Origin of the sequence: Streptomyces sp. RK62 (assembly GCF_018070255.1) — a bacterium.
GTDB lineage: Bacteria > Actinomycetota > Actinomycetes > Streptomycetales > Streptomycetaceae > Streptomyces > Streptomyces nigra.
The window spans coordinates 798,699-823,145 of sequence record NZ_JAGPYD010000001.1; the positions used below are offsets into that span (position 1 = coordinate 798,699).

Here is a 24,447-nt window from a genome sequence, read left to right on the forward strand (position 1 = left end):
ATGTCCTCGATCCGCGACGCCGAGACGTTCCCGGCGCACACGCCGGCCGCCTCGCAGATCTTCACGACGGTCCTCTGCCACGGGCCGATCACCCGTCTGGAGGTGGCCCGCCGGGCCGGACTGTCCCCGGCCGCCGTCACCAAGGCGGTCCGCCCGCTGATCGAGGCCGGATACCTGGTGGAGGAGACGGAGGAGCAGACCCGCCCCGCGCTCGGCCGGCCCGCCAACCCGGTGCGGGTGGACGGCTCCCGGGCACTGTTCGTCGGCGTCAAGGTGACCGGCGACGAGATCATCGCCGTCCTCACCGACCTGTGCTGCCGTATCCGCGCCGCCCGGCACGCCCCGCTCCCCGGGCGGGAGGCCGAGGACGTCCTGGCCCGGGTCGCCGACCTGGTCGCCGAACTGCGCACCGAGGCTGAGGAGTCGGGCACCCCCGTCCTCGGCCTCGGTGTCGCCGTCTCCGGTGACGTGGACCGCGCCGCCGGCGTCGTCCGCTGGTCGCCGTTCCTGGAGTGGCGGGACATCCCCCTCGCCGGCCTCCTCGGCAAGGCCACCGGGCTGCCGGTCACCGTCGACAACGACGTCCGCGCGCTCACCGTCGCCGAGCAGTGGTTCGGCGCCGGCGTCGGGCTGTCCGACTTCGCCGTGGTCACCGTCGGTGCCGGCATCGGCTGCGGCCTCGTCGTGCACGGCCGGGTCGTCGCCGGCGCCCACGGTGTCGCCGGGGAGATCGGCCATGTGACCGTCGACCCGGCCGGACCGCCCTGCCACTGCGGCAACCGGGGCTGTGTGGAGGCGATCGCGGGCGACGCCGCCATCCTCCGCCGTATCCGCGACACCGCGGGCGTCGAAGTCGCCGGAGTCGCCGAGGCCGTCGCCCTCGCGCACGCCGGGGACCCCGTGGCACGCGACGCCTACGCCCGGGCCGGCGAGGCCATCGGCCGCGGCATCGCCACCGTGGCCAATCTGCTCGGCCCCGAACGCGTGATCATCTCCGGCGAGGGCCTCGCCGCCTACGACCTGTTCGCCGAACAGATCCGCGACGCCTTCGCCGCGGCCGCGTTCGGCTCCGCCGCCCGGTGCGACGTCAAGACCCGCCCGCTGCCCTTCGAGGAGTGGGCGCGCGGGGCCGCCGCCACCGCGATCCAGTCCTTCATCCGAGCCGACGACCAGCCCCCGAGCCGCTGAACCGACCCCCTGGAGGTACGACCCATGCGGTCATCCTCGTACTCCGCCCTGCCCGCACGCGCCCTCAGAGCCCTCGTGGTGCTGGCGCTCACCGCCGGTGTCACCGCCGCCGTCCCCGCCGCCCGGGCCGACACCGCCGCCGCGCCCCCGCCCGCCCCGGCCGCGCCCGCCGTCGCCGCCAAGCCCTATATGGGCTGGACCAGTTGGACCATGCAATCGTCGAAGTACCCGGGCCTCAACCCGAAGGGCGACTACAGCTATCTCTCCGAGGCGAACGTCCTCAAGCAGACCGACGCCATGGCCGCCAAGCTGAAGAAGTACGGCTACGAGTACGTCAACATCGACGCCGGCTGGTGGATGGACTGGTCCTGGCAGCCGCACTTCGACGAGTACGGCCGCCAGCAGGCCGACCCGGTGCGCTTCCCGAGCGGTATGAAGGCCGTCGCCGACCGCATCCACGCCAAGGGCCTCAAGGCCGGCATCTATCTGCCGGTCGGCCTGGAGAAGGGCGCCTACGGCGACGGGAAGAACCCGATCTGGAACGCCGAGGGCTGCACCACCGGCGACATCGTGTACGACGACCTGCGCACCACCAACGGCTGGGACAGCGCCTACAAGATCGACTTCTCGGACCCCTGCGCGCAGAAGTACATCGACTCCCAGGCACGGATGTTCGCCGACTGGGGCTACGACTTCCTCAAGCTCGACGGTGTGGGCCCCGGCTCCTTCAAGAGCGGCGACAACTACGACAACGTCCCCGACGTCGCCGCCTGGCACCAGGCGATCGGGTCCACCGGCCGCCCCATCCACCTGGAGCTGTCCTGGTCCCTGGACTACGGGCACGTCGCCGACTGGAAGAAGTACTCCAACGGCTGGCGCATCGACACCGACGTCGAGTGCTACTGCAACACGCTGGTCTCCTGGGAGAACTCCGTCGACGACCGCTGGGACGACGCCCCCGCCTGGACCGACCACGCCGGACCCGGCGGCTGGAACGACCTCGACTCCCTCAACGTCGGCAACGGCGAGATGGACGGCCTCACCAAGGCCGAGCGGCAGAGCTACGCCACCCTGTGGGCCATCGCCAAGTCCCCCCTCTTCACCGGCGACGACCTCACCCGGCTCGACGCCTACGGCCTGAAGCTGCTCACCGACCGCGAGGTCATCGCGATCAACCAGAGCGACGCCCCGCCCGCCGAGCCCGTCACCACGTCCGACGCCCAGCAGGTGTGGGCCGCGAAGAACCCCGACGGCACCTACACCGTCGCCCTGTTCAACCTCGCCGACGCGCCCGCCGCCGTCACCGCCGACTGGGCCACCCTCGGCTTCAAGGGCCGCGCCACGGTGCGCGACATGTGGAACAAGGAGAACCTCGGCACCCGCACCGACAAGATCACCCAGGCCCTCCCGGCCCACGGCTCCCGTCTGTTCACCGTCACCCCGCGCGGCACCCGGCTCGCCTGGACCGCCCACGAGGCCGAGGCGGGCACCCTCGCCGGCAACGCCGTCGTGGCCGGCTGCTCCGCCTGCTCCGACGGCCACAAGGTCGGCAACCTCTACACCGGCGGCAAGGTCACCGTCGAGGACGTGGTCGTCCCCGAGACCGGCGTCTACCAGGTCGAGGTCGCCTATGTCAGCGGCGACCCGAGGTCCGTCCTCGTCTCCGCGAACGGGGGCGGCGGCACCAGCCACCGGTTCGCCTCCACCGGCGACTGGGGGACCGTCAACAGCGTGTACGTGCCCGTGAAGCTCAAGGCCGGCAGCAACACGATCACGTTCGACAGCGGGACCGGCTACGCGCCGGACATCGACCGGATCGACGTACCGACCTCCCTCTGACCCCCCGCCGGGGCCCGGCCGTGCGCCGGGCCCCGGCCCGGACGCACCCCGGAGCCCTGATGCATCCCAGCCCGCACGACCCCAGCAGACGCGGCGTCCTCTCCCTGGCCACCACCGCGGGCCTCACCGCCGCCCTCGGCGGCCTGCCCGCCTTCACCGCCTCCGCCGCCCCCAAGGACCGCCCCGCCGAGGTCCCGCTGCCCGCCGACGCGGCCCGGGAGCGGCTGTGGTGGCAGGCCCCCGGCGACGAGGGCTCCCTGATCGAACAGGGACTGCCCGTCGGCAACGGCCGGATCGGCGCCCTCGCGAGCAACGACCCCGGCCGCGAGCTGCTGCTGATCACCGACGCCACCATGTGGACCGGCGGCCTCAACGACACCCTCGACCAGGACGGCCAGTTCCCCTACGGCCGCGGCGACTTCGGCTCCTTCACCCTCCTCGCCAGGCTCACCGTCGACATCCCCGACCACGACCTCGGCGCCGTCGACGGCTACCGCCGCACCCTCGACCTCGCACAGGGCCTGGTCACCAGCTCCTACGTCCGCTCCGGCGTCACCTACCGGCGCGAGATGTACGCCAGCCACCCCGACGACGTCATCGTCCTGCACTTCACCCAGAGCGGCGGCGGCCGCTACACCGGCAGCATCACCCTCACCGGCACCCACGGCGAACAACCGGACACCGCCGGGTCCTTCGGGGCCGCCCTGCCCAACGGACTGCGCTACGGTGCCGCCGTCGAGGCCCGCGGCACCGGCGGCAAGGTCACCGTCCGCGGCACCCGCGTCGACTTCGCCGGCTGCAAGGACCTCACCGTCGTCGTCTGCGCGGGCACCGACTACGCGCCCGACGCCGCCGCCGGGTTCCGCGACCCCTCCGTCGACCCCGAACGCCTCGCCCGTACCAAGGCCCGCGCCGCCGCGGCCGTACCCGCCGACGCCCTGCGGCGCACCCATGTCGCCGACTACCGCGCCCTGTACGGCCGCTTCGGGCTCTCCCTCGGCACCTCTTCCGCCGGCCAGCGCGCCCTCGACACCTGGGAGCGGCTGCACGCCCGCGCCCGGGACGCCGAGCCCGACCCCGAACTCGAGGCGGCCTACCTCCAGTTCGGCCGATACCTCATGATCAGCGGCTCGCGCGACAGCCTGCCCCTGGGCCTGCAGGGCCTGTGGCTGGACGGCAACGACCCGGACTGGATGGGCGACTACCACACCGACATCAACATCCAGATGAACTACTGGATGGCCGACCGCACGGGCCTGTCGTCCTGCTTCGACGCCCTCGCCGACTACTGTCTCGCCCAGCTCCCCGCCTGGACCGACGTCACCCGGCGGCGCTTCGACGACCCGCGCAACCGCTTCCGCAACACCAGCGGCAGGACCGCCGGCTGGGCCGTCGCCTTCTCCACCAACCCCTACGGCGGCAGCGGCTGGTGGTGGCACCCGGCCGGCAACGCCTGGCTCTGCACCACCCTCTGGGAGCACTACGAGTACACCGGCTCCCGCGCCTACCTGGAGAAGATCTACCCGCTGCTCAAGGGCGCCTGCGAGTTCTGGGAGGCACGGCTGCTCACCGTGACCCTCCCCGGCACCTCGAAGGAGGTGCTGGTGGACGACCACGACTGGTCCCCGGAGCACGGCCCGCAGGACGCCCGCGGCATCACCTACGCCCAGGAGGTCGTCTGGACGCTCTTCGGGAACTTCTGCACGGCCGCCGCCGCACTCGGCCGGGACCGCGCGTTCGCCGACACCGTCGCCGCCCTGCGCCGCAAGCTGTATCTGCCCGAGGTCAGCCCCACCACCGGCTGGCTCCAGGAGTGGATGTCCCCCGACAACCTCGGCGAGACCACCCACCGGCACCTGTCCCCGCTGATCAACCTGTTCCCCGGTGACCGCATCCGCCCCGACGGCTCCACCCCGGCCGACCTCGTCGCCGGCGCCACCGCCCTGCTCACCGCGCGCGGCATGGAGAACTTCGGCTGGGCCAACGCCTGGCGCGGCGCCTGCTGGGCCCGTTTGAAGAACGCCGAGAACGCCTACCGGGTGATCGTGAACAACCTGCGCCCCTCGACCGACGGCCGCAACGGCACCGCGTCCAACCTCTTCGACATCTATGAGGCGGAACGCGGCCGGGGCATCTTCCAGATCGACGCCAACTTCGGCACCCCCGCCGCCATGGTCGAGATGCTGCTGTACTCCCGGCCCGGGCACATCGAGCTGCTGCCCGCGCTCCCGGACGCCTGGGCCGCCTCCGGCCGTATCGAGGGCGTCCCCGCACGCGGCGGCTTCGAGGTCGACCTGCGCTGGCGGGACGGGAAACCGACCCGTGTCACCGTCCGCAGCGTCGGCGGGCGCACCACGACCGTCGCCCACGGCGGCAGGACCCGCCAGATCACCCTGCGCCCGGGTGCCTCCGTCACGATCGACGGGCTCGCCCGGTGAGGGGCGCGGTTCCGGCGGCGGCCGCCCTGCTCGCGGTGCTCGTCTGCGCGGCCCCGCCCGCCCGGGCGGACACCGCCCCACGCGACGTCGCCACCTGGGCGGCGAGCGCCGACGCCCTCGGCACCGGCGTCGCGGGCCGCAGCCACCGGCTCGTCGTGCACACCAGCGTCGGCGGCACCGGAGCGAGGGTCCGGCTGTCCAACGCGTTCGGGGACCGGCCGATCACCTTCGACAGCGTCCACGCCGGCCTGCGCAAGCAGGGCGCCGAGCTGCGGCGGGGCAGCAACCGGCGGCTCACCTTCGGCGGCGCGCCCACCGTCACCCTGCCGGCCGGCGCCACCGTGTGGAGCGACCCGCTGCCCGGCTCGCTGCCCGCCGCCACCGACCTGGTCGTCAGCCTGCACAGCCCGGACGCGGCCGGACCCGCCACCGGGCACGGGATGGCCATGGCGACCTCCTACACCGCCGACGGCGACCACACCGCCGAGGAGAGCGGCGCCGCCTGGACCACACCGACCGGCTCCTGGCTGTACCTGGACGCCGTCTCCGTACGGCCCCGGGCCGGCACCGCCGCGGTCGCGGCGCTCGGCGACTCCATCACCGACGGCTGGCAGTCCAGCACCGACCTCAACCGCCGCTGGCCCGACTACCTCGCCCGCCGGCTGCACCGTATGGACACGCCCGTCCAGGGTGTCGCCAACGAGGGGATCTCCGGCAACAAGGTCCTCGCCGACGGCGCCGGGCAGAGCGCGCTGAACCGGCTGGACCGGGACGTCCTGTCCCTGCCGGGCGTACGGACCGTGTTCCTCTTCGAGGGCGTCAACGACATCAAGGCGCACTCGGGCGTCACGGCCGAGGACATGATCGAGGGCTACCGGACGATCGTGGAGCGGGCTCACGCGGCCGGGAAGTGCGTCGTCGGCGCGACCGTCGGCCCCTTCAAGGGCTGGGGCGAATGGGACGAGGCCGCCGAGGCCGTACGGCAGGAGGTCAACGCGTTCATCCGCGACGGCGGGCTGTTCGACGCCGTCACCGACTTCGACCGCGTCCTGCGCAGCCCCTACGACCCGGCGAGGATGCTGCCCGCCCTCGACGGCGGCGACCATCTCCACCCCAACGACAAGGGCATGCAGGCCATGGCCGACGCCGTCGACCCGACGGCGCTCGACTGCGACCGGGAGCCCTGACCGGGATCTCCGACCGGGATCTCCGGCCGGGGAGGTCAGCCCACGGCCTCCTCACGGCCGATCAGCCCTTCCCGGTAGGCGATCGCCACCGCCTCCGTACGGCTCGCCGCACCCAGCTTGGCGAGGATGTTGGAGACGTGGACGCTCGCCGTCTTGCCGGCGATGAACAGCTCCTCGCCGATCTGCCGGTTGCTCCGGCCGGCGGCGAGGAGCCGCAGCACGTCCTGCTCCCGGGCCGTCAGCGGGGACGAGCCCGGCGCGCGCTGCTCCGCGAGCCGGCCCCGGCGGATCAGGGCGTCCACCCGCTCCAGCAGCGGGGCCGCGCCGAGCCGTACCGCCGTCCGCCGGGCCTCCGCCGCCTCGGCCGCGGCGCCCTCCCGGTCGTCCGCCACGAGCAGCGCCTCCGCGAGCCGCAGCCGGCACCGCGCCCGCTCGTACCCGTCGCCGGAGGCGAACGCCTCGACCGCCTCCGCCCACGCCCCGGCGTCCGGCCCGGACACCGCCCGCGTCCACTCCGCCTCCGCACGTGCCAGCCACGCCCTGCCCTCCGGGCCCTGCGCGCTGCCGTCGGCGCCCCGATGCGCCGTCGTCCGCGCCAGCTCCACCAGTTCCGTAGCCGTGTCCGTCCAGCGGCGCAGCTCCTCCGCGTCACCGCCCGCGCGCAGCGCCGCGGCCCGGTCGGCGACGGCCGCGAGGGCGAGCGCGGCCAGCCGGACCGTGGCGTCCGGCAGGGCTCCCGCGTCGTCGGTCAGATCGGCCACCCCCGTACGCATCCGCGCGACCGCCGCCTCCGGGTCGCCGCGCAGCGCCGCCTCGTCGGTGAGCACGATGCTCGCCACCAGCCGGCCCATCCAGTCGAACGGCCCCTCCGCGAGCGGACGCGTCCGCTCCACGACATCCGCGTCGCCGCGCGCCAGAGCGACGTACAGCGCCGGGCCCGCCGCGAACGCGCCCGCCGCCGGCAGCACCGGGGCGTCCTCGGCGGCGCAGGCCGCGCACTCGTCCCAGCGGCCCAGCGTGTACAGCACCAGCAGATGCAGATACCGCATCTCCAGCGGATACGGCGACGACGACAGCCCGGCGCGCCGGGCCCGCTCCAGGCCCTCCCGCAGCCAGGACACGCTCTCCTCCAGCTCACCGGACTCGAAGCAGCCGATGGCCAGGTTGAACAGGGCCCGCAGCTCCACCGGCGCGTTGCCCGCGCCGCGCGCCGCGTCCCGGGCCTCCCGCAGCCGCGCCCGGCCCTCGGGGGTGCCGCGCCCGCCGCTCTCCAGGATGGCCAGGGAGATGAGCAGGTCCGCCCGGGCGTCCGGCACCTGGAGCCGCTCGGCCACGGCCAGTGCCTGGCGGGCCACCCGCAGTGCCGTCTCGTTCTCGCCGACCTGGCGGGCCGCCAGGACATGGGTGGCCGCCGCCCACACCCAGGTCCGCGACGGCGGGTCGGCCGGGATCAGGGCCAGCGCCTCGCTGCTGTAGGAGAACGCCGCCGTCAGGCTGTCGACGCCGAGCAGATTGCCGGCGAGCGTGTACCGGACCCGGGCGGCGAGCTCGTGGTCGGAGTCCTGGACGCCGGCGAGCGCGGAGCGGGTGAGGGCGACCGCCCGGTGTGCGGCCCCGGCGTGCGCGGCCGCCGCCGACGCGCGCAGCGTCAGCGTCACCCGGTCCGTGCCCTCGCCCGAGGGCCGCGCCGACGGCTCCACGGACGCCCACAGGTCCAGGGCGGTCTCCAGATGCCGCAGCTCCTCGGCGGGCGCCCCCAGCTGGTGGGCGTGCTCGGCGGCCTCCAGCGAGGCGGCCAGCGCCGCCGCCAGGTCGTGGCTCTCGCGCGAGTGGTGGGCGCGCTCCGCGGCGGTCTCCCTGGAGCGGCCGCGTCCGGCGAGCAGCCGGGCGAATGTGCCGTGCAGCCGGGCCCGTTCGCCGGGGAGCAGATCCGCGTACACGGCCTCGCGGGCGAGGGCGTGCCGGAACGCGTACGTGTCGCCGTCGCCGGGCAGCAGCAGTTGCCGTCCGACGGCCTCGCGCAGCGCCGCCTCCAGCTCGTCCTCGGGGAGCCCCACGGCGCCGCGCAGCAGGTCGTGCTCGACGCGGCGCCCCGCGACGGCCGCCGTGCGCAGCACCTGCTGGGCGGTGTCGGACAGCTGCTCGAACCGGATCAGCAGGACGTCGGCCAGCGCGCTCGGCACCCCGTCGCCCCCGCCGTCGGTGGCCGCGACCAGCTCCTCCGCGTAGAACGCGTTGCCCTCGGCCCGTTCCACGATCCGCCGCACGGTGCTGTCCGGCAGCGGCCGGTCCTGCACGGCCCGGACCAGCTCGGTCACCTCGACATCGGCGAGGGGCCGCACCTCGAGCCGCTCGACGGCGGGCAGCCGCACCAGTTCGGCGAGCAGCGGCCGCAGCGGATGACGGCGGTGCAGATCGTCCGCCCGGTACGACGCCAGCACGGCGAGCCGCCGGCCGGGCGCGCCGCCCGCGGCCCGCTGGAGCGTGCCCCGGCTGAGCAGGAACCGCAGCAGATCCCGCGACGACTGGTCCGCCCAGTGCAGGTCCTCCACGACCAGCAGCACCGGCGCCCGCTCCGCCAGGTCGGTCAGCAGCCCCGCGACCCCCTCGAACAGCCGCAGCCGGTCCTGCACGGCGTCCGTGCCGCCCCCCAGCAGCCGGCCGACCACGGGATGGGCGGCGAGGACGTCCGCGAACCGCTCGTCGGCGGCGAGCGTCCCCACGATCTCCGTGAACGGCAGATACGGCAGCCCGACGTCACCGAGGTCGACGCAGTGCCCGGTCAGCACGGTCGTCCCGGCGGCGGCGGCCAGCCCCGCGGCCTCGCCCAGCACCCGTGTCTTGCCCACCCCGGCGTCCCCGGCGACCAGGACCGCGCGGGCGTCCCCGGCGCGGGCGCGTTCCAGGACCCCGGACAGGCGGGCGAGTTCGGGGTTCCGGCCGATCAACGGCGTACTGAAGGAGGGCTGTGGCACGCACACATCCTGCCACCAGGCCCGCGGATGGCCCCCCGGCTTTTCGGCGGGGGCTCAGCCGCGCAGGGTCTTCGCCCAGTCCGCCGGCACTCGCCCCTCGGGACCCGGCGCCGGCTGCCCGGCCGGATGGCTCTCCGGAGGCGCCAGATCCGGCCCGCTCTCGAACAGTTCGTCCGTCGCGTAGTTCCAGTACCAGGTCTCGCCCGGCTCGAAGCTCTGCACCACGGGGTGACCGGTCTCCCGGTAGTGCGCGGTGGCGTGCTTCGCGGGGGAGCTGTCGCAGCACCCGACGTGCCCGCACTGCGCGCAGCGCCGCAGATGGAACCACCAGCCGCCCGCCGCGTCGCACTCGCCGCAGCCGCTGCCGCTCGGCGGCACGCTCGGGTCGACGCCGTCGATGCCGGTCATGTGACCTCCTCGGTGGTGAGCGGCAGCAGCACCTGGAACCGGGTGTCGCCCGGCTCGGACCGCACCTGGATGGCGCCGTGGTGCTTGTCGGCCACGATCCGCCAGGAGATGTCCAGGCCGAGGCCGGTGCCCTCGCCCACGGGTTTCGTCGTGAAGAAGGGATCGAAGATCCGGTCGCGGATCTCCGCCGGGATGCCGACCCCCGTGTCACGGAACTCCACGAGCAGCCGGTCGTTCTCCCGGGCCGTCCGCACGGTCAGTGTCCCCTCGCCGCCCGCGCTGTTGATCGCGGAGACCGCGTTGTCGACGAGGTTCGTCCACACCTGGTTGAGCTCCGCCGGGTACGCCGGGATCTTCGGCAGCGTCCGGTCGAACTCCTTGACGACCTCGATCCGGGAACCGATCTTCCCCGACAGCATCAGCAGGGTGCTGTCGAGGAGTTCGTGCACGTCGGCGTTCTGGAACGGAGCCCGGTCCAGCTGGGAGTACTGCTTGGCGGCGTCGACGAGATGCGAGATCCGGGCGGTGGAGTCCTTGATCTCGTCCATCAGCAGCTCGGTCTCGGCGGTGTAGTTCAGCCAGCCGATCGCGTTCGGCAGGATGTCCTCGTCCACCGCAGCCGCCACCTGGTCCAGCCAGTCCGCGTCGACACCGGCCTGCACGAAGGTCGGCGCGATCCGCCAGCCCTCCGGGATGTCGTGGTCGTCCAGCCAGTCGGTGAGCGCGTCCTCCCGGTCCGCGGCCTCCAGCGGGCTCAGCGCGGGTGCCTTGGCGACCCGTTCCGCGGTGCGCTCCTGCATCTCGATCAGGTTCGCCATCACCTCGGGGGAGTAGGTGCCCTGCGCGATGATGCCGAGCTTGCGCCGCATCTTGCCGACCCGCTCCCGCAGCCCCTCCGTGGCCCGTACGGCCGCCGCGGCCGGGTTGTTGAGCTCGTGCGTCAGCCCCGCGGACAACGAGCCGAGCGCGAGCAGCCGTTCACGCTGCCCGATGGCCTGCTGGGCGCTCTTCGACCCGAAGAACAGCCCCTCCAGCAGATGCACGGCCATCGGGAACCACTCCTGCATGATGGCCGCGAACGTGTCGGAGGGCAGCACGAAGAACCGCGTCGGCTCCGTGACCCGCAGCGAGTTGTTGTAGACCTGCCGCACCCGGTCGCCGAGGTACGCCTGCATGGCCCCGGCGTACACCCCGCGCTGCGAGGTGCGGGTGACCTCCACGTCGTCCCCGCCGACCCGCCGGTACAGCACCACCGTGCCCTCGATCATCACGTAGAAGCAGGTGGCCGGTTCGCCCTCGGTGTAGACGGGCCCCGGTTCGTACCGTTCCACCCTGCCCGCCTCGCACAGCCGGCCCAGCTGCTCCGGCGTCAGCTTCTCGAACAGGAACAGCGAGCCGATCTCCGCGGGCTCGCACGGCAGGCACGCCTCGCTCATGACTGCTCCAGATACCGGTGGACGAGCATGACGGCCATGGCTCCCTCTCCGACGGCGGACGCGACCCGTTTCGCGGACTCCGAGCGGGCGTCGCCCGCCACGAACACCCCGGGCACATTGGTCTCCAGGTGGTACGGCGGCCGGTCCAGCTCCCAGCCCGCCGGCGGCCGCCCGTCCTCCGTCAGGTCCGGCCCCGCCAGGATGAACCCGCGCCGGTCGCGCAGCACCGTCCCGTCCAGCCAGTCCGTCAGCGGGGCCGCGCCGATGAACACGAACATCCACTGCGCGTCCACCCGGTCGGTCCGCCCGCTGTCCAGGTCGCGCAGCGTCAGCTGCTCCAGATGGTCGGAGCCGTGCGCCTCGTCGACGACCGTCCGGGTCCGCACCGAGATGTTCGGCGACTCCTCGATCTGCTGGATCAGGTAGTACGACATGGACGCCGCCAGCGACTCGCCGCGCACCAGCAGCGTCACCGACTTGGCGCCCCGCGACAGATACATCGCCGCCTGCCCGGCCGAGTTGGCCCCGCCCACGATGTACACGTCCTGGCCCTGGCACGCCGGGGCCTCGGTCAGCGCCGACCCGTAGTACACCCCGCATCCGGTCAGGTCGTCGCAGCCCGGTGCCATCAGCTGCCGGTACGTGACACCCGTCGCCAGGATCACGCTGTGCGCGGAGACCGCCGACCCGTCCGAGAACCGCACCACCCGCGCCGCGCCGCACGCCTCCAGGCCCGTCACCTCGCGCGCGGTGAGGATCTCCGCGCCGAACCGCGCGGCCTGCCGGCGGGCCCGGTCGGTGAGCTGTGCGCCCGACACCCCGTCCGGGAATCCCAGGTAGTTCTCGATGCGGGAGCTCTGCCCGGCCTGCCCGCCGGTCGCCGACCGCTCCACCAGTACCGTCCGCAGCCCCTCGGACGCCCCGTACACGGCCGCGCCGAGCCCGGCGGGACCGCCGCCGATGACGACCAGGTCGTAGAAGTCGGCGGTCGGCGTGGTGGCGAGCCCGACCTTCGCGGCCAGCTCGGGTGCCTCCGGGGCCACCAGCGGTGTGCCGTCCGGCGTCACCACCAGCGGCAGTCGCTGCCCGTCCTGCTCGGCCGCCGCCAGCAGCCGCCGCCCCTCGGGGCTGTCCGCCGAGTACCAGCGGTACGGCACCTGGTTGCGGGCCAGGAACTCCCGTACCTCCGAGGACCGCGCCGACCAGCGGTGCCCGACCACCTTGGTGCTGGGCACCGGCCGGTAGTCGCTGCGCCGCCACGCCTCCAGCAGATCGTCGAGGACCGGGTACAGCTTCTCCTCGGGTGGGTCCCACGGCTTGAGCAGATAGTGGTCGAGGTCCACGACGTTGATCGCGTCGATCGCCGCGCTGGTGTCGGCGTACGCGGTCAGCAGCACCCGCCGCGCCCCCGGGTACACGTCCAGGGCCTGTTCGAGGAACTCGATGCCGTTCATCTGCGGCATCCGGTAGTCGGCAAGGATCACCGCCACGAGATCGCCGCGCAGCTTCAGCTCGCGCAGCGCCTCCAGCGCGGACTCGCCGGACTCGGCGCGCACGATCCGGTGCGCCTCGCCGTAGCGCCGTCGCAGATCACGGGCGACGGCCCGGGAGACCCCCGGGTCGTCGTCCACGGTCAGGATGACGGTCCGCGCTGCGTCGGCGGCCTGAGTCATACGTCTCCCACCCCGGGTGTCGTTCTCGACGAGGCGGCGAGCGTCCGCGAGGCACTGCCGCCGAGTCGACTCCCGGCCATCGTATGTTCGATCCGCGCGCTTCGCTCAGGTATGCGGCGGCCGCCCCGCCTCGCCCCGGTGGTGGAGGGGTGGTGAAGACTGGGCCTGACGGACGTCACCACGACATCAGGAGGCAACAGCGATGACGCGCCCGATCACGGCAGGGGTGGACGGATCGGAGGAGAGTCTCAAGGGGCTGGCCTGGGCCGCCCGGGAGGCGGTCCGCCGGGGGCTGGCCCTGCGTGTGGTGCACGCCTGGCGGTTCCACGAGCACGAGGCGATGGCCGACGTCGACGCGGACACACAGGCCGGGTGGGCGCGGGACGGGCTGGCGGAGGCCGCGCGGTCGGTCACGGAGCGGTACTCCGGGCTGGACGTCACCACCGAGGTCGTCGACGGCGGGTCCGTCGAGACGCTGCTCGCCGCCACCGCCGCCTCCGAGATGCTGGTGCTGGGCACGCGCGGCCGGGCCGCGGTCGTCGGCTTCCTGCTCGGCTCGGTCGGACAGCAGGTCGTCGCCGAGGCGGAGCGGCCCGTCGTCCTGGTCCGGGCCGACGACCAGGCCTCGGCCGAGGTCGCCGGGCACGACATCGTCGTGGGCCAGCAGGGCGACGCGGACGACAGCGCCGGCGCCCTGGAGTTCGCCTTCGAGACGGCGGCGGCGCGCGGCGCCACCGTGCGCGCCGTACGGGCCTGGACGCTGCCGCCGCTGTTCGCCTACAGCCCCGGCTCCCTGAAGCTCCTCGACGAGGCCGGCGGTCTCGAGCCGTACGAGAAGAAGGCGCTGGCGGAGGCGCTGCGGCCGTGGCGGGAGCGGTTCCCGGACGTGCATGTCGTCGAGCACGTCGAGATGGGCAGCGCCGGGCAGGTGCTGCTGTCGGTCGCGGCCCGTGCCCAGCTGGTCGTCGTGGGCCGGCGCGCCCGGCGTACGGCCGTGGGTGCCCGGATCGGCTCGGTGGCGTCCGGTGTCCTGCACCACGCGCCGTGCCCGGTGGCCGTGGTGCCGCACGCCTGAGTCAGTCGGCGGTGGTCGGCTGCAGCGTCTCGCGGGCCTTGGGCAGGATCGTCGTGATGTAGTCCTCGATGACCGTGTCCCAGTCCATGTCGCGCTGCGCCCGCTCCGACAGGTACCAGCGGTGCTCCAGCAGCTCGTGGTAGATCTCGGCCGGGTCCATGGCGCCGCGCAGCTCCGGCGGCACCGCCCGCACGGTCGGCCGGAACACGTCGCGCACCCAGCGGTGGGCGAGGACCTCGGGGCGGGCGCCGTCGGCGAGGTCGTCCTGGCCGGCCATCCAGCTCTCCAGGTCGTTCAGCAGCCGGCGGGCCTGGTTCTCCTCGGCGTCCAGGCCCGTCAGCCGCAGCAGCTGCCGCTGGTGGTGGCCGGCGTCGACGACCTTGGGCACGAAGGTGACCGAGGCGCCGTCGCCGGTCTGGCCGATCTGCATCTCGGCGACGTCGAACCCGAGGTCGTTCAGCCGGCGTATCCGGCGCTCGATGTAGTGGTACTTGCCCGCCGGGTACACCGAGGTGCGGGTCAGCTCCTGCCACAGGGACCGGTAGCGGGCGCAGATCTCGGCGCCGAACTCGATCGGGTCCACGGAGGGGTGCAGCGCCCCGGACGCCTCCAGGTCCAGCAGCTCACCGCTGATGTTGACGCGGGCCAGGTCCAGGTCGTAGTCGCGCTGCCCGTCGCTGAGCCGCTGGTGCAGCTCGCCGGTCTCCGCGTCCACCAGATACGCCGCGTAGGCGCCCGCGTCCCGCCGGAACAGCGTGTTGGACAGCGAGCAGTCGCCCCAGGCGAACCCCGCCAGATGGAGGCGGACCAGCAGCACGGCCAGCGCGTCCATCAGCCGGTGCATGGTGGCCGGGCGCATCGTCGTCTCGAACATCGACCGGTACGGCTGCGAGCCGCCCAGATGCCGGGTGACCAGCACGGACTCCAGCGGGTCACCGGCGGCGTCCGTACGGCCCGTGACCACGGCCAGCGGATCGACCGCCGGGATGCCCAACCGGTCCAGGTCCCGCAGCAGTTCGTACTCCCGCAGGGCGGGGCGCTGGGCCAGCTCCTTGACGGCGATCACCTCGTCGCCGGCGCGCGCGTAGCGCACGATGTGCCGGGAGATGCCGCGCGGCAGCGGGACCAGGAGGTCCTCCGGCCACTCCTCCAGCGGCACCTGCCACGGCAGCTCCAGCAGGAGGGCCGGGTGCTCCGGATTCGTCGCGCTGATCTGGAGTGCCATGAGCCGTCCTCGGTCCGGTGATCGATCACCTCACCCTATGACGCCCGCTCCCGCGCCTGAAGGGCCGCGTCCCGGACGGAACCGGTGTGGGCCGGGCCGTGCCCGGGCAGCAGGACGTGCCCGTCGAGCTTCTCGAACACGTCCAGCGAGGCCAGCGCCCGGGACCGCTCACGGTCGAACATCTCCGGCAGCAGCTGCGGGCCCTCGATGCGCGAGGTGGGGTGACCGGTGGCCAGGGCGTCACCGGAGATCACCACGCCCGCCTGGGGCAGGTGGTAGGCGCTGTGGCCGTCGGTGTGGCCGGGCGTGTGCACGGGGACCGGCCGGCCGGGCAGGTCCAGCGGGCCGGAGCGCGGGAACGGCTCCGGGGAGGCGACCGGGACGTGCGCGGTGCCGCCGGAGCGCAGCGCGTGCACGGCCCACGGCAGCACACCCGGCCGCCAGCCGTTGCGCAGCACGGTCCCGACGCCGACCTGGTGCAGGAACTCCCGGCGCGCGTGCGGCACTTCGGCCTCGTGCAGATACACCGGAGTGCCGTACGTGGCGCGCAGGTACTCGGCGTTGCCCAGGTGGTCGGTGTGCGCGTGCGTGATCAGGATCGCCTGGACCGCCTCCGGCGCGCTGCCCACCTCGGCGAGCGAGGCGAGGAGCGCCGCCCGGTCCCCGGGGTACCCGGTGTCGATCAGGGTGACCGCGTCTCCCTCGGTGAGGATGACCCAGTTGGTGTTGCTTCCGTGCACCAGATAGGTGCCGTCCGCGATGTGCCGTACATCCGTCCGCATGATCGTCCCGCGTGGTGAGGTCCGTGACCGACGTGCACAGCAAAGCAGATCAAGGTGACGAAGCGGGCCGAGGGGCGGCGGTGCGCATCCCGAGGAGGAACCGCGTCGGCCGCGTCCGGCCTACCAGCAGCTCGTACAGGGCGAGGATCGCCACGAGGGAACCGGCCACGATCAGCGCGTACTTGACGATGATCGGCCCCGGCAGGCCCACCACGCCGTAGGCGACGGCGACCACCACGGGCTGGTGCAGCACATAGACCGGCAGCGCGGCCACCCCCAGATACACCAGCGCCCGCGACGGCGGCCGGGCGGCGCGGGGCCGGTCCAGCAGGCCGAGCAGGGCCAGGACCCAGCACCAGCCCGCCGCCCCGAACACCGCCCGGGTCGCCCACGCGAACGGGCTCGCCTCGGTGAACGGCTCGTCCAGTCCGAGGAACCCGGGCGCGGTCCCGGCGAACAGGACGAGCCCGCACACCCCCACCGGCACGGCGAGCCGCCGCAGCGCGGCCCGGACACGCGGGTCGTCCGCGAGCGTGTAACCGGCCAGGAAGAACACCAGGTACGCCCAGCGGTTCCAGCCCGCGAAGCCCTCCTCCATACCGAGGAAGGCGTCGATCGCGGCGAGCGGCAGCGCCGGCAGCAGAAGCAGCGCGGGGCGGCGCTCCACCGAGCCCGCCCAGCCCTCGGTCCGGGCCGCCAGCGGTGCCGCCACCGGGGCGAGCAGCAGACTGAACGTGAGCAACAGCACGACGAACCACAGATGCCCGGTCTCGAAATGCTCCCCGTCGAGCACGAACGGGAAGTCGGCCAGGTCAGGACGGACGGTGAGGAAGCGCGGCCAGAACCGCCAGTACGGCTCGTCGTAGCCGGCGTCGGCGGCCCGCAGCCGCAGCCACTGGGGGAGAGGGCACAGCACGAGCGTGCCGAAGACCAGCGGGACGCCCAGGCGCAGCAGCCGCTCCCGGGTGAACCGGGCGGGGCCGCGCCGCCGGATCGAGTGCCGGGAGCCGAGCCCGGCGACCAGGAACAGCATGGGCATGGCCCAGACGACCCCGAAGCCGGCGAGCACGGTCACGACGTCGGTGGTCCGCGCGTTCTTGACGTAGAAGTCGTCGTCCGGGGAGAACACGAGCGCGGAGTGGAAGAGGACGAGGCCGAGCACGACGCACACCCGGAGCGTGTCGAGTTCGGTGCGTCGGGAGGCGGTGTCCGGCACGTGCGGCTGGGCGCTCACCCGGCCCAGTGTGGCGGCCAGGACCGGGCGCGCCCAGAGGAAGGGCCGCCTCCGGCACCGTCCACCGGAGGCGGCCCCCCGTGCGTGCGCCTCGGTCGGCCGCCTCTCCGCCTCAGCGCACGCCGTGCGGCCGGAACTGCACACTGATGCGCGGTCCCGTGGCGCGGGTCGTCTTGGGGACGGCGTGCTCCCAGGTCCGCTGGCAGGAGCCGCCCATCACGATGAGATCGCCGTGCCCGAGCGGCCGGCGGATCGTCTCGCCGCCGCCGCGCGCGGGCCGCAGCAGCAGGTCCCGGGGCGCGCCGACGGACAGGATGGCGACCATGGTGTCCTGCCGGGAGCCGCGCCCGATCCGGTCGCCGTGCCAGGCGACGCTGTCGCGGCCGTCGCGGTAGTAGCAGAGCCCGGCCGTGGTGAACGGCTCGCCCAGCTCCCCGGCGTAGTGCGCGGACAGCGCCTCGCGCGCCTCGTCCAGCACGGGGTGGGGGAGGGCGTCGCCGGCGCCGTAGAAGCGGAGCAGCCGGGGCACGTCGACGACCTGGTCGTACATGGTGCGCCGCTCGGCGCGCCAGGGGACGTCGGCGGCCAGCCGCTCGAAGAGGGCGTCCGCCCCGCCGAGCCAGCCGGGCAGGACGTCGATCCAGGCGCCGTGGGCGAGCCGGGTGCGGTGGATCCCGTCGAGGGAGCCGAGCCGCAGCTCGTCGGTCTGGTCGAACAGGGAGCCCTGGAGGTGCGTGGCCATGGATCCAGCGTAACTCCTTAATCGAAAATCTGTTCCTATAGGGCGGTCGCTCTTTCTTTGCGACCGCTCCGCACCCCTGTTGGATACGTTGGTGTATCGGATACATTCCCGTATCGAACGGAGGTCCGACATGGGTGTGGGGGAGACGACGAGACGCGTCACCAGACGCCGTGTCCGCACCCGGGCCAACCTGCTCGACGCCGCGTTCGCCGTGTTCGCCGCCAAGGGGTTCGGACACGTCTCCATCGAGGAGGTCTGCGAGGCCGCCGGCTACAGCAGGGGCGCCTTCTACTCCAACTTCGACAGCCTCGACGAGCTGTTCTTCGCCCTCTACCGGCAGCGCGCCGACCTCATCGCCGACCAGGTCGCCGGGGCGCTCGCCGTCGACGGCCCCGGCCTCGACGTCCCCGCCGCCGTGGACCGGGTCACCGAGGTGCTGCTCCTGGACCGGGACTGGCTGCTGGTCAAGACGGACTTCCTGGTGCACGCCGCCCGGGACCCCGCCGTCGCCGCCACCCTGCTCGAACACCGCGCCCGGCTGCGCGCCGCGATCGCCGACCGGCTCGCCCGCGCAAGCGGCCACACCGCACTGCCCGCCGTGCTCGGCGGCACCGACGGCGCCGCCCACGCCGTGGTCGCCGCGTACGACGGCGTCACGACCCAGCTGCTGCTGGACCGCGACACCGAGCACGCCCGCGCCTGGCTGGGCCGGCTGCTCACCGCGCTGCTGACCGACGGCAGCGACACCACCGGACAGCGCACCACCGCCTAGGGAAGGGACGGTCGCCATGGACGCCGACGTCATCGTCGTCGGAGCGGGACTCGCCGGACTCGTCGCCGCGCACGAACTGACCAGCCGGGGCCGCCGCGTGGCCCTGGTCGACCAGGAGAACGCCGCCAACCTCGGCGGGCAGGCCTTCTGGTCCTTCGGCGGGCTGTTCCTCGTCGACTCGCCCGAACAGCGGCGCCTCGGCATCAAGGACTCCTTCGACCTGGCCTGGAACGACTGGCAGGGCAGCGCGGGCTTCGACCGGCTCGAGGACGAGGACTCCTGGGCGGTGCGCTGGGCCCGCGCGTACGTCGAGTGGGCGGCCGGCGAGAAGCGCGGCTGGCTCGACGGGCACGGCATCAGCTTCCTGCCCACCGTCGGCTGGGCGGAGCGCGGCGATCTGCGCGCCCATGGCCACGGCAACTCGGTGCCCCGCTTCCATATCGCCTGGGGCACCGGCACCGGAGTCGTGGAGCCCTTCGTCCGGTACGCGAAGCAGGCCGCGCGCGACGGGCTGCTCACCTTCCATCACCGGCATCAGGTGGACGAGCTGGTCGTCGACGGCGGCACCGCACGCGGCGTACGCGGCACCGTCCTGGCCGACGACACCTCGCCGCGCGGAGTCGCCTCCAACCGCGACGCCGTCGGCGAGTTCGAGCTGACCGCCCAGGCCGTCGTCGTCACCACCGGCGGCATCGGCGCCGACCACGACATCGTCCGCCGCTACTGGCCCGAGCGCCTCGGCACCCCGCCCACCGAGATGGTCACCGGCGTCCCCGCCTACGTCGACGGCCGCATGCTCGACATCAGCGCCGAGGCCGGCGTCCGCCTCGTCAACCGCGACCGCATGTGGCACTACACCGAGGGCCTCCAGAACTGGGACCCGATCTGGCCCGGCCACGGCATCCGCATCCTGCCCGGCCCGTCCTCCCTGTGGTTCGACGCCCTCGGCCGCCGGCTGCCCGACCCCTGCCTGCCCGGCTACGACACCCTGGGCACCCTCCGGCATCTGCGCACCGACGCGGACATCGCCGGATACGACCACTCCTGGTTCATCCTCACCCAGAAGATCATCGAAAAGGAGTTCGCCCTCTCCGGCTCCGAGCAGAACCCCGACATCACGGCCAAGGACCGCGCCGGGTTCCTCAAGGAGCGCGTCCTCGGCAAGGGCGCCCCCGGCCCGGTCGCCGCCTTCCTGCGCCACGGCGCCGACTTCGTCACCGCCCCGACCCTGGAGCAACTGGTCGAGAAGATGAACCAGCTGACGGACAAGCCGCTGCTCGACGCGGAGACCGTCCGGCGCCAGATCGAGGCCCGCGATCTGCAGATCGGCAACTCCTACAGCAAGGACGCCCAGATCCAGGGCATCCGCAACGCCCGCCGCTACATCGGCGACCGCCTCGGCCGCGTCGCCACCCCGCACCGGATCCTCGACCCCGCGGCGGGCCCCCTCATCGGCGTCAAGCTGCACATCCTGACCCGCAAGACCCTCGGCGGCATCCAGACCGACCTGGACTCACGCGCCCTGGCCACCGACGGGACCCCCATCGACGGCCTGTACGCGGCCGGCGAGGTCGCCGGCTTCGGCGGCGGCGGTGTCCACGGCTACAACGCCCTGGAGGGGACCTTCCTCGGCGGCTGCCTCTTCTCCGGACGCGCGGCAGGACGCGCGGCGGCCCGCCAGGTGGGCTGAGCCCGGTCGGCCTTCTAGCGCTGGCCCGCCTCCAAAAGGCGGGCCAGCACGGCCGCGTGACTCGTCTCCGGCGTCTTCGACGCCGTCAGCAGCGTCACGTCCTTCTCATGCGCCGTCTCCCGCAGCCGGGCCAGGAGATCGGCCGCCTCCGGGGCGTCCAGCTCGGCCTCGTACCGGCCCGCGAACTCCTCGTAGGAGCCCTCGCCCGCGTGGTACCAGCGGCGCAACTCCGTCGACGGGGTGAGGCCCTTGGGCCACTCGTCGACCCGGGCCGCGTCCTTGGACAGACCGCGCGGCCACAGCCGGTCGACCAGCACCCGCACACCGTCCCCCGGCTCGGGCGGCTCGTAGACGCGGCGGACGCGAACGCTCATGACCGGGCCTTTCTCTCGGACGGGCGACGGCGCCGGACACGCCGTGTGCGACCTGACGAGTTCCTCACACCTGTCCGTCAGGGTCGTCACATGATCCCGCACAAGCCCCGAGCCGTCCTGCTGGCCACCACCCTGCTGCTGACCGGATGCGGCACCGGAGCGGTGGCGACGACCGGCGACAGGCCCCCGGCACCCCACCGCACCACGACCGCCCCGTCCCGGCCCACCGCCACGGCGACCCCCCTCCCACGGCAGCTCCCCGGCCTCGGCCCCACGACTCTGGCCCAGGTCCCGGCCGAGGCCCGGCAGGCCGTCGTCGTCACGGGACACGGCAGGGACTCCGCCCGCTCCGACGTCGTCCTGTACGAAGGCACCGCGACCGGCTGGCAGGCCGGTGAGCGCTGGCCCGCCCACAACGCGCTGCGCGGCTGGACCGACCACCACCGCGCCGGCGATCTGCGCTCACCCGTCGGCGTGTTCACCCTCAGCGACGCCGGGGGTCTGCGGCCCGACCCCGGGACCAGGCTGCCGTACGACCAGGGGCGCGGCTTCACCGCCACCGGCACCGGCTTCGAGGGCGAACCCCTCGCCGGCTCCTTCGACTACGTCATCGCCATCGACTACAACCGCCGGCCTGGCACCACCCCGCTCGACTGGACCCGGCCGCTCGGCGCCGGGCGCGGCGGCGGGATCTGGCTGCACGTCGACCACGGCGGTCCCACCCAGGGCTGCGTCAGCCTGTCCCGCGCGCACATGCGCGCCCTGTTGCGGACGCTCGACCCCGGCCGGCACCCGGTCGTCGTCATGGGCGACGCCGCCTCACTCGCCCGCTGACCGCCGCCGCCGACCGTTTCCGCCGACCGCTTAGGATCCGCCGCGTGTGCGCACATGTACTGGTGGCCGAGGACGACACGATGCAGGCCGAGCTCATACGCCGCTCCCTGCTCGCGGAGGGCCACACCGCGACCGTGGTCCATGACGGGCCGGCCGCCCTCGACGCCGCCCGCAGACTGCGGCCCGACCTCGTCGTCCTGGACCTGATGCTGCCCGTGATCGACGGCTTCGGCGTCTGCCGGGTGCTGCGCCGGAGCGACAACGACCCGGACATCCCGGTGCTGATGCTGACGGCCCGGTCCGCGGAGGACGACGTCCTGCTCGGCCTGGAACTCGGCGCCGACGACTACATGACCAAGCCGTACAGCCCCCGCGAGCTGATGGCCCGCATCCGCACCGTGCTGCGGCGCGGCGGCCGCGCCGACGGCCGGCGCGAGGACCCCGTCGTCCGGGCCGCCGGGATCAGCGTCGACCCGGTCCGGCACGAGGTGCGGTGCGACGGGACGCCGGTGGAGTGCACCCCGGCCGAGTTCCAGATCCTGCTCGCCATGACCGCCGAACCCGAACGGGTCTTCTCCCGGCGGCAGTTGCTGGAGTGCACGCGGGGCACCGACCGGGCCTCCACCGAACGGGCCGTCGACGTCCACATCATGAACCTGCGCAGGAAGATCGAGGCCGACCCGCGCCGGCCCGCGCGCCTGCTGACCGTGTTCGGCGTCGGCTACAAGCTCAGCGGGGGCCGTTGATGAACCGGCGCATCCCGTGGCGCAAGCGCCTGCTGGTCCGGCTGCTGGTCGCCTCGGTGCTGATCGCCGTCTGCTCGGTGGCGGCGACCGCCTGGCTGGCGGTGGCGACCACCACCCGGGCGCTGCGCGAGGAGCAGGGGCAGGTCCTCGCCGAGGACATGGACGTCCTCGCCCGGCTCAGCGGATACGCCGCCACCCACGCCGACTGGCGGGGCGTCGAACGGACCGTACGGGAGCTGGCCGACCGCACCGGCCGGCGGATCGCCCTGACCACCCGGGACCGTACGGTCGTCGCCGACTCGGCCGCGCCCGGCACCCCGCTGCCCCCGCGCGCCGCCGCCACCCTCGACCCGCTGCGCGTCGACACCTTCACCGAGCGCGGCGCCCAGCGGACCGGAGTCGACCCGCGGGTCGTGGGCCCGTACCGGCTCAGCGCCGGCGAACGGGCCAAGCTGGACGTGCTCGCCGGGCAACGGCGGAAGTGCTTCGCCCGCAACGGCTACGACACCGTGATCGTGCGCGCGCCGAGCGGCCGGCCGGTCGTCACCGACCACGACGGGCCCGTCGCGGGCGGCACGGTCCCCGAGGAGTGCGCCGACGGACGGCTCAACACCCCCACGCCGACCGAGGACAAGGCCCTCGACGACCTCTCCGCCCGTATCACCGCCTGCCTGGAGAAGCAGGGCACGGCGGGGCCGGCGCCGCAGGCCATCGGCGTCGACGTCACCGGCTTCGGCCTCACCCCCCGGTACCTCACGGGCAAACCGTCCACCCCCGGCGAGCAGTGGGACAGGGCCGCCGCCCAGCACTGCACCGACCAGGCCCGCCGGGCCCAACTCGACCCGTATGTCGCTCCCGTGGCGGAGCTGTTCCTGGGCGGCGGCGACACCACCGCCGTCCGCTTCGACATGTCACCGGCGAACAAGGCGAAGGTGGTCGGTGTCGCCGGGCTGGTGCTCGCGGTCACCGTCGTGGTCTCCGCGGTGGTCGCCACCCGGCTGGTCCGGCCGCTGCGCGCGCTGACCGCCGCCGCACAGGAGCCGCCCGAACGGCATGTGCGGGTCCCCGTCACCACCCGGGACGAGACCGGCGTCCTCGCCGCCGCCTTCAACGAACTCACCGAGCGCCGCGAGCGGTTGGAGGCCCAGCGCAAGGCCATGGTCAGCGACATCGCGCACGAGCTGCGCAGCCCGCTCACCAACATCCGGGGCTGGCTGGAGGTCACCCGGGACGGCGTCGTCGACCCGGACCCCGCCCTGCTGGCCTCGCTGCACGAGGAGGCACTTGTCCTGCAGCGGGTCATCGACGACCTGCAGGACCTCGCCGCCGCCGACGCGGGCACCCTGCGCCTGCACCGTGAGCCCGTTCGCGCCGACGAACTCCTCGGCCAGGTCGCCGCCGCCCACCAGGTCGCGGCGGACACGGCCGGTGTCACGCTGGGCACCGCCGTGCGTGGTACTCCCTGGCTGGACGCCGACCCCGTCCGGATGCGTCAGGCGCTGGGCAACCTCGTGTCCAACGCGCTGCGGCACACCCCGTCCGGCGGCACGGTCACGCTCTCCGCCGGGCGGGACGGCGACGAGGTGGTGCTGGAGGTCGCCGACACCGGGACCGGGATCGCGCCCGAGGATCTGCCGCATGTCTTCGAGCGGTTCTGGCGCGCGGAGAAGTCCCGCAGCCGCCGTACCGGAGGCAGCGGGCTCGGACTGCCGATCGTGCGGCAGCTGACCGCCGCGCACGGGGGCACGGTCGGGGCGGCCGGTGCGCCGGGGGAGGGCGCGGTGTTCACGCTGCGGCTGCCCGCCGGGGAACCGCCCGAGTGAGGGGGG

At 73.8% G+C, this 24,447-nt stretch carries 19 protein-coding genes; 10 read left to right on the forward strand and 9 right to left on the reverse strand.

The features are described 5' to 3' along the window. From KBY32_RS03560 to KBY32_RS03575, 4 genes are read left to right on the forward strand one after another with little or no spacing between them, the layout of a single operon-like run. Complete coding sequence (locus KBY32_RS03560; RefSeq protein WP_210978819.1) at positions 1–1,188, forward strand: ROK family transcriptional regulator; 1,188 nt, start codon at positions 1–3, stop codon at positions 1,186–1,188. A gap of 24 nt (positions 1,189–1,212) precedes the next feature. Further along, a complete protein-coding gene (locus KBY32_RS03565) occupies positions 1,213–3,027 on the forward strand; it encodes a CBM35 domain-containing protein (RefSeq protein WP_210978820.1) in 1,815 nt (604 codons plus the stop codon). 59 nt (positions 3,028–3,086) lie between these two features. Continuing rightward, positions 3,087–5,465: a glycoside hydrolase N-terminal domain-containing protein gene (locus KBY32_RS03570; protein WP_210978821.1), complete on the forward strand. Its 2,379-nt coding sequence runs from the start codon at positions 3,087–3,089 to the stop codon at positions 5,463–5,465. Beyond that, on the forward strand, positions 5,462–6,652 hold the full coding sequence (locus KBY32_RS03575; protein ID WP_210978822.1) for an SGNH/GDSL hydrolase family protein: 1,191 nt from the start codon (positions 5,462–5,464) through the stop codon (positions 6,650–6,652). Before KBY32_RS03570 ends, KBY32_RS03575 begins: the two co-directional genes overlap by 4 nt. 35 nt (positions 6,653–6,687) lie before the next feature. On the opposite strand, the gene KBY32_RS03580 is transcribed toward KBY32_RS03575, so the two are convergent. The 4 genes from KBY32_RS03580 to KBY32_RS03595 are packed head-to-tail and all read right to left on the reverse strand — an operon-like array spanning position 6,688 to position 13,144. Continuing rightward, complete coding sequence (locus KBY32_RS03580; protein WP_210978823.1) at positions 6,688–9,627, reverse strand: AAA family ATPase; 2,940 nt, start codon at positions 9,625–9,627, stop codon at positions 6,688–6,690. Between the two features lie 54 nt (positions 9,628–9,681). Beyond that, complete coding sequence (locus KBY32_RS03585; RefSeq protein ID WP_115506986.1) at positions 9,682–10,035, reverse strand: UBP-type zinc finger domain-containing protein; 354 nt, start codon at positions 10,033–10,035, stop codon at positions 9,682–9,684. Continuing rightward, positions 10,032–11,471 (reverse strand): ATP-binding protein, encoded by a 1,440-nt coding sequence (locus KBY32_RS03590; RefSeq protein ID WP_115506985.1) that lies wholly within the window; start codon positions 11,469–11,471, stop codon positions 10,032–10,034. The genes KBY32_RS03585 and KBY32_RS03590 overlap by 4 nt, the downstream gene beginning before the upstream one ends. Continuing rightward, the gene (locus KBY32_RS03595; protein WP_210978824.1) at positions 11,468–13,144 is read right to left on the reverse strand and encodes an FAD-dependent oxidoreductase; all 1,677 of its coding nucleotides are present in this window, start codon (positions 13,142–13,144) and stop codon (positions 11,468–11,470) included. Before KBY32_RS03595 ends, KBY32_RS03590 begins: the two co-directional genes overlap by 4 nt. Positions 13,145–13,346: 202 nt before the next feature. Between KBY32_RS03595 and KBY32_RS03600 the strand changes: the two genes are divergently transcribed. Beyond that, complete coding sequence (locus KBY32_RS03600) at positions 13,347–14,219, forward strand: universal stress protein (protein WP_055624404.1); 873 nt, start codon at positions 13,347–13,349, stop codon at positions 14,217–14,219. Between the two features lies 1 nt (position 14,220). Here KBY32_RS03600 and KBY32_RS03605 read toward each other — a convergent pair whose 3' ends face one another. The 4 genes from KBY32_RS03605 to KBY32_RS03620 all read right to left on the reverse strand — a co-directional run bounded on the left by KBY32_RS03605 (position 14,221) and on the right by KBY32_RS03620 (position 18,202). Beyond that, positions 14,221–15,444, reverse strand: a complete 1,224-nt coding sequence (locus tag KBY32_RS03605; protein WP_210978825.1) for a DUF4032 domain-containing protein — start codon at positions 15,442–15,444, stop codon at positions 14,221–14,223. Positions 15,445–15,479: 35 nt separating this feature from the next. Beyond that, positions 15,480–16,226, reverse strand: a complete 747-nt coding sequence (locus KBY32_RS03610) for an MBL fold metallo-hydrolase (RefSeq protein WP_115506983.1) — start codon at positions 16,224–16,226, stop codon at positions 15,480–15,482. A gap of 49 nt (positions 16,227–16,275) precedes the next feature. Then, positions 16,276–17,460, reverse strand: coding sequence for an acyltransferase family protein (locus KBY32_RS03615; RefSeq protein ID WP_210978826.1), 1,185 nt, complete (start codon positions 17,458–17,460; stop codon positions 16,276–16,278). Between the two features lie 112 nt (positions 17,461–17,572). After that, the gene (locus KBY32_RS03620) at positions 17,573–18,202 is read right to left on the reverse strand and encodes an alpha-ketoglutarate-dependent dioxygenase AlkB (protein WP_055624401.1); all 630 of its coding nucleotides are present in this window, start codon (positions 18,200–18,202) and stop codon (positions 17,573–17,575) included. 130 nt (positions 18,203–18,332) lie between these two features. On the opposite strand from KBY32_RS03620, the gene KBY32_RS03625 reads away from it, so the two are divergent. Beyond that, entirely contained in the window at positions 18,333–18,974 is a 642-nt protein-coding gene (locus tag KBY32_RS03625; protein WP_210978827.1) for a TetR/AcrR family transcriptional regulator, read from the forward strand. Positions 18,975–18,990: 16 nt separating this feature from the next. After that, positions 18,991–20,664, forward strand: a complete 1,674-nt coding sequence (locus KBY32_RS03630) for an FAD-binding dehydrogenase (protein ID WP_210978828.1) — start codon at positions 18,991–18,993, stop codon at positions 20,662–20,664. Between the two features lie 14 nt (positions 20,665–20,678). Here the strand turns inward: KBY32_RS03630 and KBY32_RS03635 are convergent, their stop codons facing one another. Then, positions 20,679–21,038: a DUF488 domain-containing protein gene (locus KBY32_RS03635; protein WP_210978829.1), complete on the reverse strand. Its 360-nt coding sequence runs from the start codon at positions 21,036–21,038 to the stop codon at positions 20,679–20,681. Positions 21,039–21,128: 90 nt separating this feature from the next. Here KBY32_RS03635 and KBY32_RS03640 point away from each other — a divergent pair, with 90 nt between their 5' ends. The 3 genes from KBY32_RS03640 to KBY32_RS03650 are packed head-to-tail and all read left to right on the forward strand — an operon-like array spanning position 21,129 to position 24,441. Next, entirely contained in the window at positions 21,129–21,872 is a 744-nt protein-coding gene (locus KBY32_RS03640) for a L,D-transpeptidase family protein (protein WP_210978830.1), read from the forward strand. Between the two features lie 44 nt (positions 21,873–21,916). Next, positions 21,917–22,618 (forward strand): response regulator transcription factor, encoded by a 702-nt coding sequence (locus KBY32_RS03645; RefSeq protein ID WP_210978831.1) that lies wholly within the window; start codon positions 21,917–21,919, stop codon positions 22,616–22,618. Continuing rightward, positions 22,618–24,441, forward strand: coding sequence for a cell wall metabolism sensor histidine kinase WalK (locus KBY32_RS03650; protein WP_210978832.1), 1,824 nt, complete (start codon positions 22,618–22,620; stop codon positions 24,439–24,441). Before KBY32_RS03645 ends, KBY32_RS03650 begins: the two co-directional genes overlap by 1 nt. Positions 24,442–24,447: the final 6 nt, after the last annotated feature.

Bases quoted from the DNA above. Each gene is read 5' to 3' on its own strand.
- KBY32_RS03560 (WP_210978819.1), top strand. From the start codon at position 1: ATGTCCTCGATCCGCGACGCCGAGACGTTCCCGGCGCACACGCCGGCC.
- KBY32_RS03565 (WP_210978820.1), top strand. From the start codon at position 1,213: ATGCGGTCATCCTCGTACTCCGCCCTGCCCGCACGCGCCCTCAGAGCC.
- KBY32_RS03570 (WP_210978821.1), top strand. From the start codon at position 3,087: ATGCATCCCAGCCCGCACGACCCCAGCAGACGCGGCGTCCTCTCCCTG.
- KBY32_RS03585 (WP_115506986.1), bottom strand. From the start codon at position 10,035: ATGACCGGCATCGACGGCGTCGACCCGAGCGTGCCGCCGAGCGGCAGC.
- KBY32_RS03590 (WP_115506985.1), bottom strand. From the start codon at position 11,471: ATGAGCGAGGCGTGCCTGCCGTGCGAGCCCGCGGAGATCGGCTCGCTG.
- KBY32_RS03595 (WP_210978824.1), bottom strand. From the start codon at position 13,144: ATGACTCAGGCCGCCGACGCAGCGCGGACCGTCATCCTGACCGTGGAC.
- KBY32_RS03600 (WP_055624404.1), top strand. From the start codon at position 13,347: ATGACGCGCCCGATCACGGCAGGGGTGGACGGATCGGAGGAGAGTCTC.
- KBY32_RS03605 (WP_210978825.1), bottom strand. From the start codon at position 15,444: ATGGCACTCCAGATCAGCGCGACGAATCCGGAGCACCCGGCCCTCCTG.
- KBY32_RS03610 (WP_115506983.1), bottom strand. From the start codon at position 16,226: ATGCGGACGGATGTACGGCACATCGCGGACGGCACCTATCTGGTGCAC.
- KBY32_RS03620 (WP_055624401.1), bottom strand. From the start codon at position 18,202: ATGGCCACGCACCTCCAGGGCTCCCTGTTCGACCAGACCGACGAGCTG.
- KBY32_RS03625 (WP_210978827.1), top strand. From the start codon at position 18,333: ATGGGTGTGGGGGAGACGACGAGACGCGTCACCAGACGCCGTGTCCGC.
- KBY32_RS03630 (WP_210978828.1), top strand. From the start codon at position 18,991: ATGGACGCCGACGTCATCGTCGTCGGAGCGGGACTCGCCGGACTCGTC.
- KBY32_RS03635 (WP_210978829.1), bottom strand. From the start codon at position 21,038: ATGAGCGTTCGCGTCCGCCGCGTCTACGAGCCGCCCGAGCCGGGGGAC.
- KBY32_RS03640 (WP_210978830.1), top strand. From the start codon at position 21,129: ATGATCCCGCACAAGCCCCGAGCCGTCCTGCTGGCCACCACCCTGCTG.
- KBY32_RS03650 (WP_210978832.1), top strand. From the start codon at position 22,618: ATGAACCGGCGCATCCCGTGGCGCAAGCGCCTGCTGGTCCGGCTGCTG.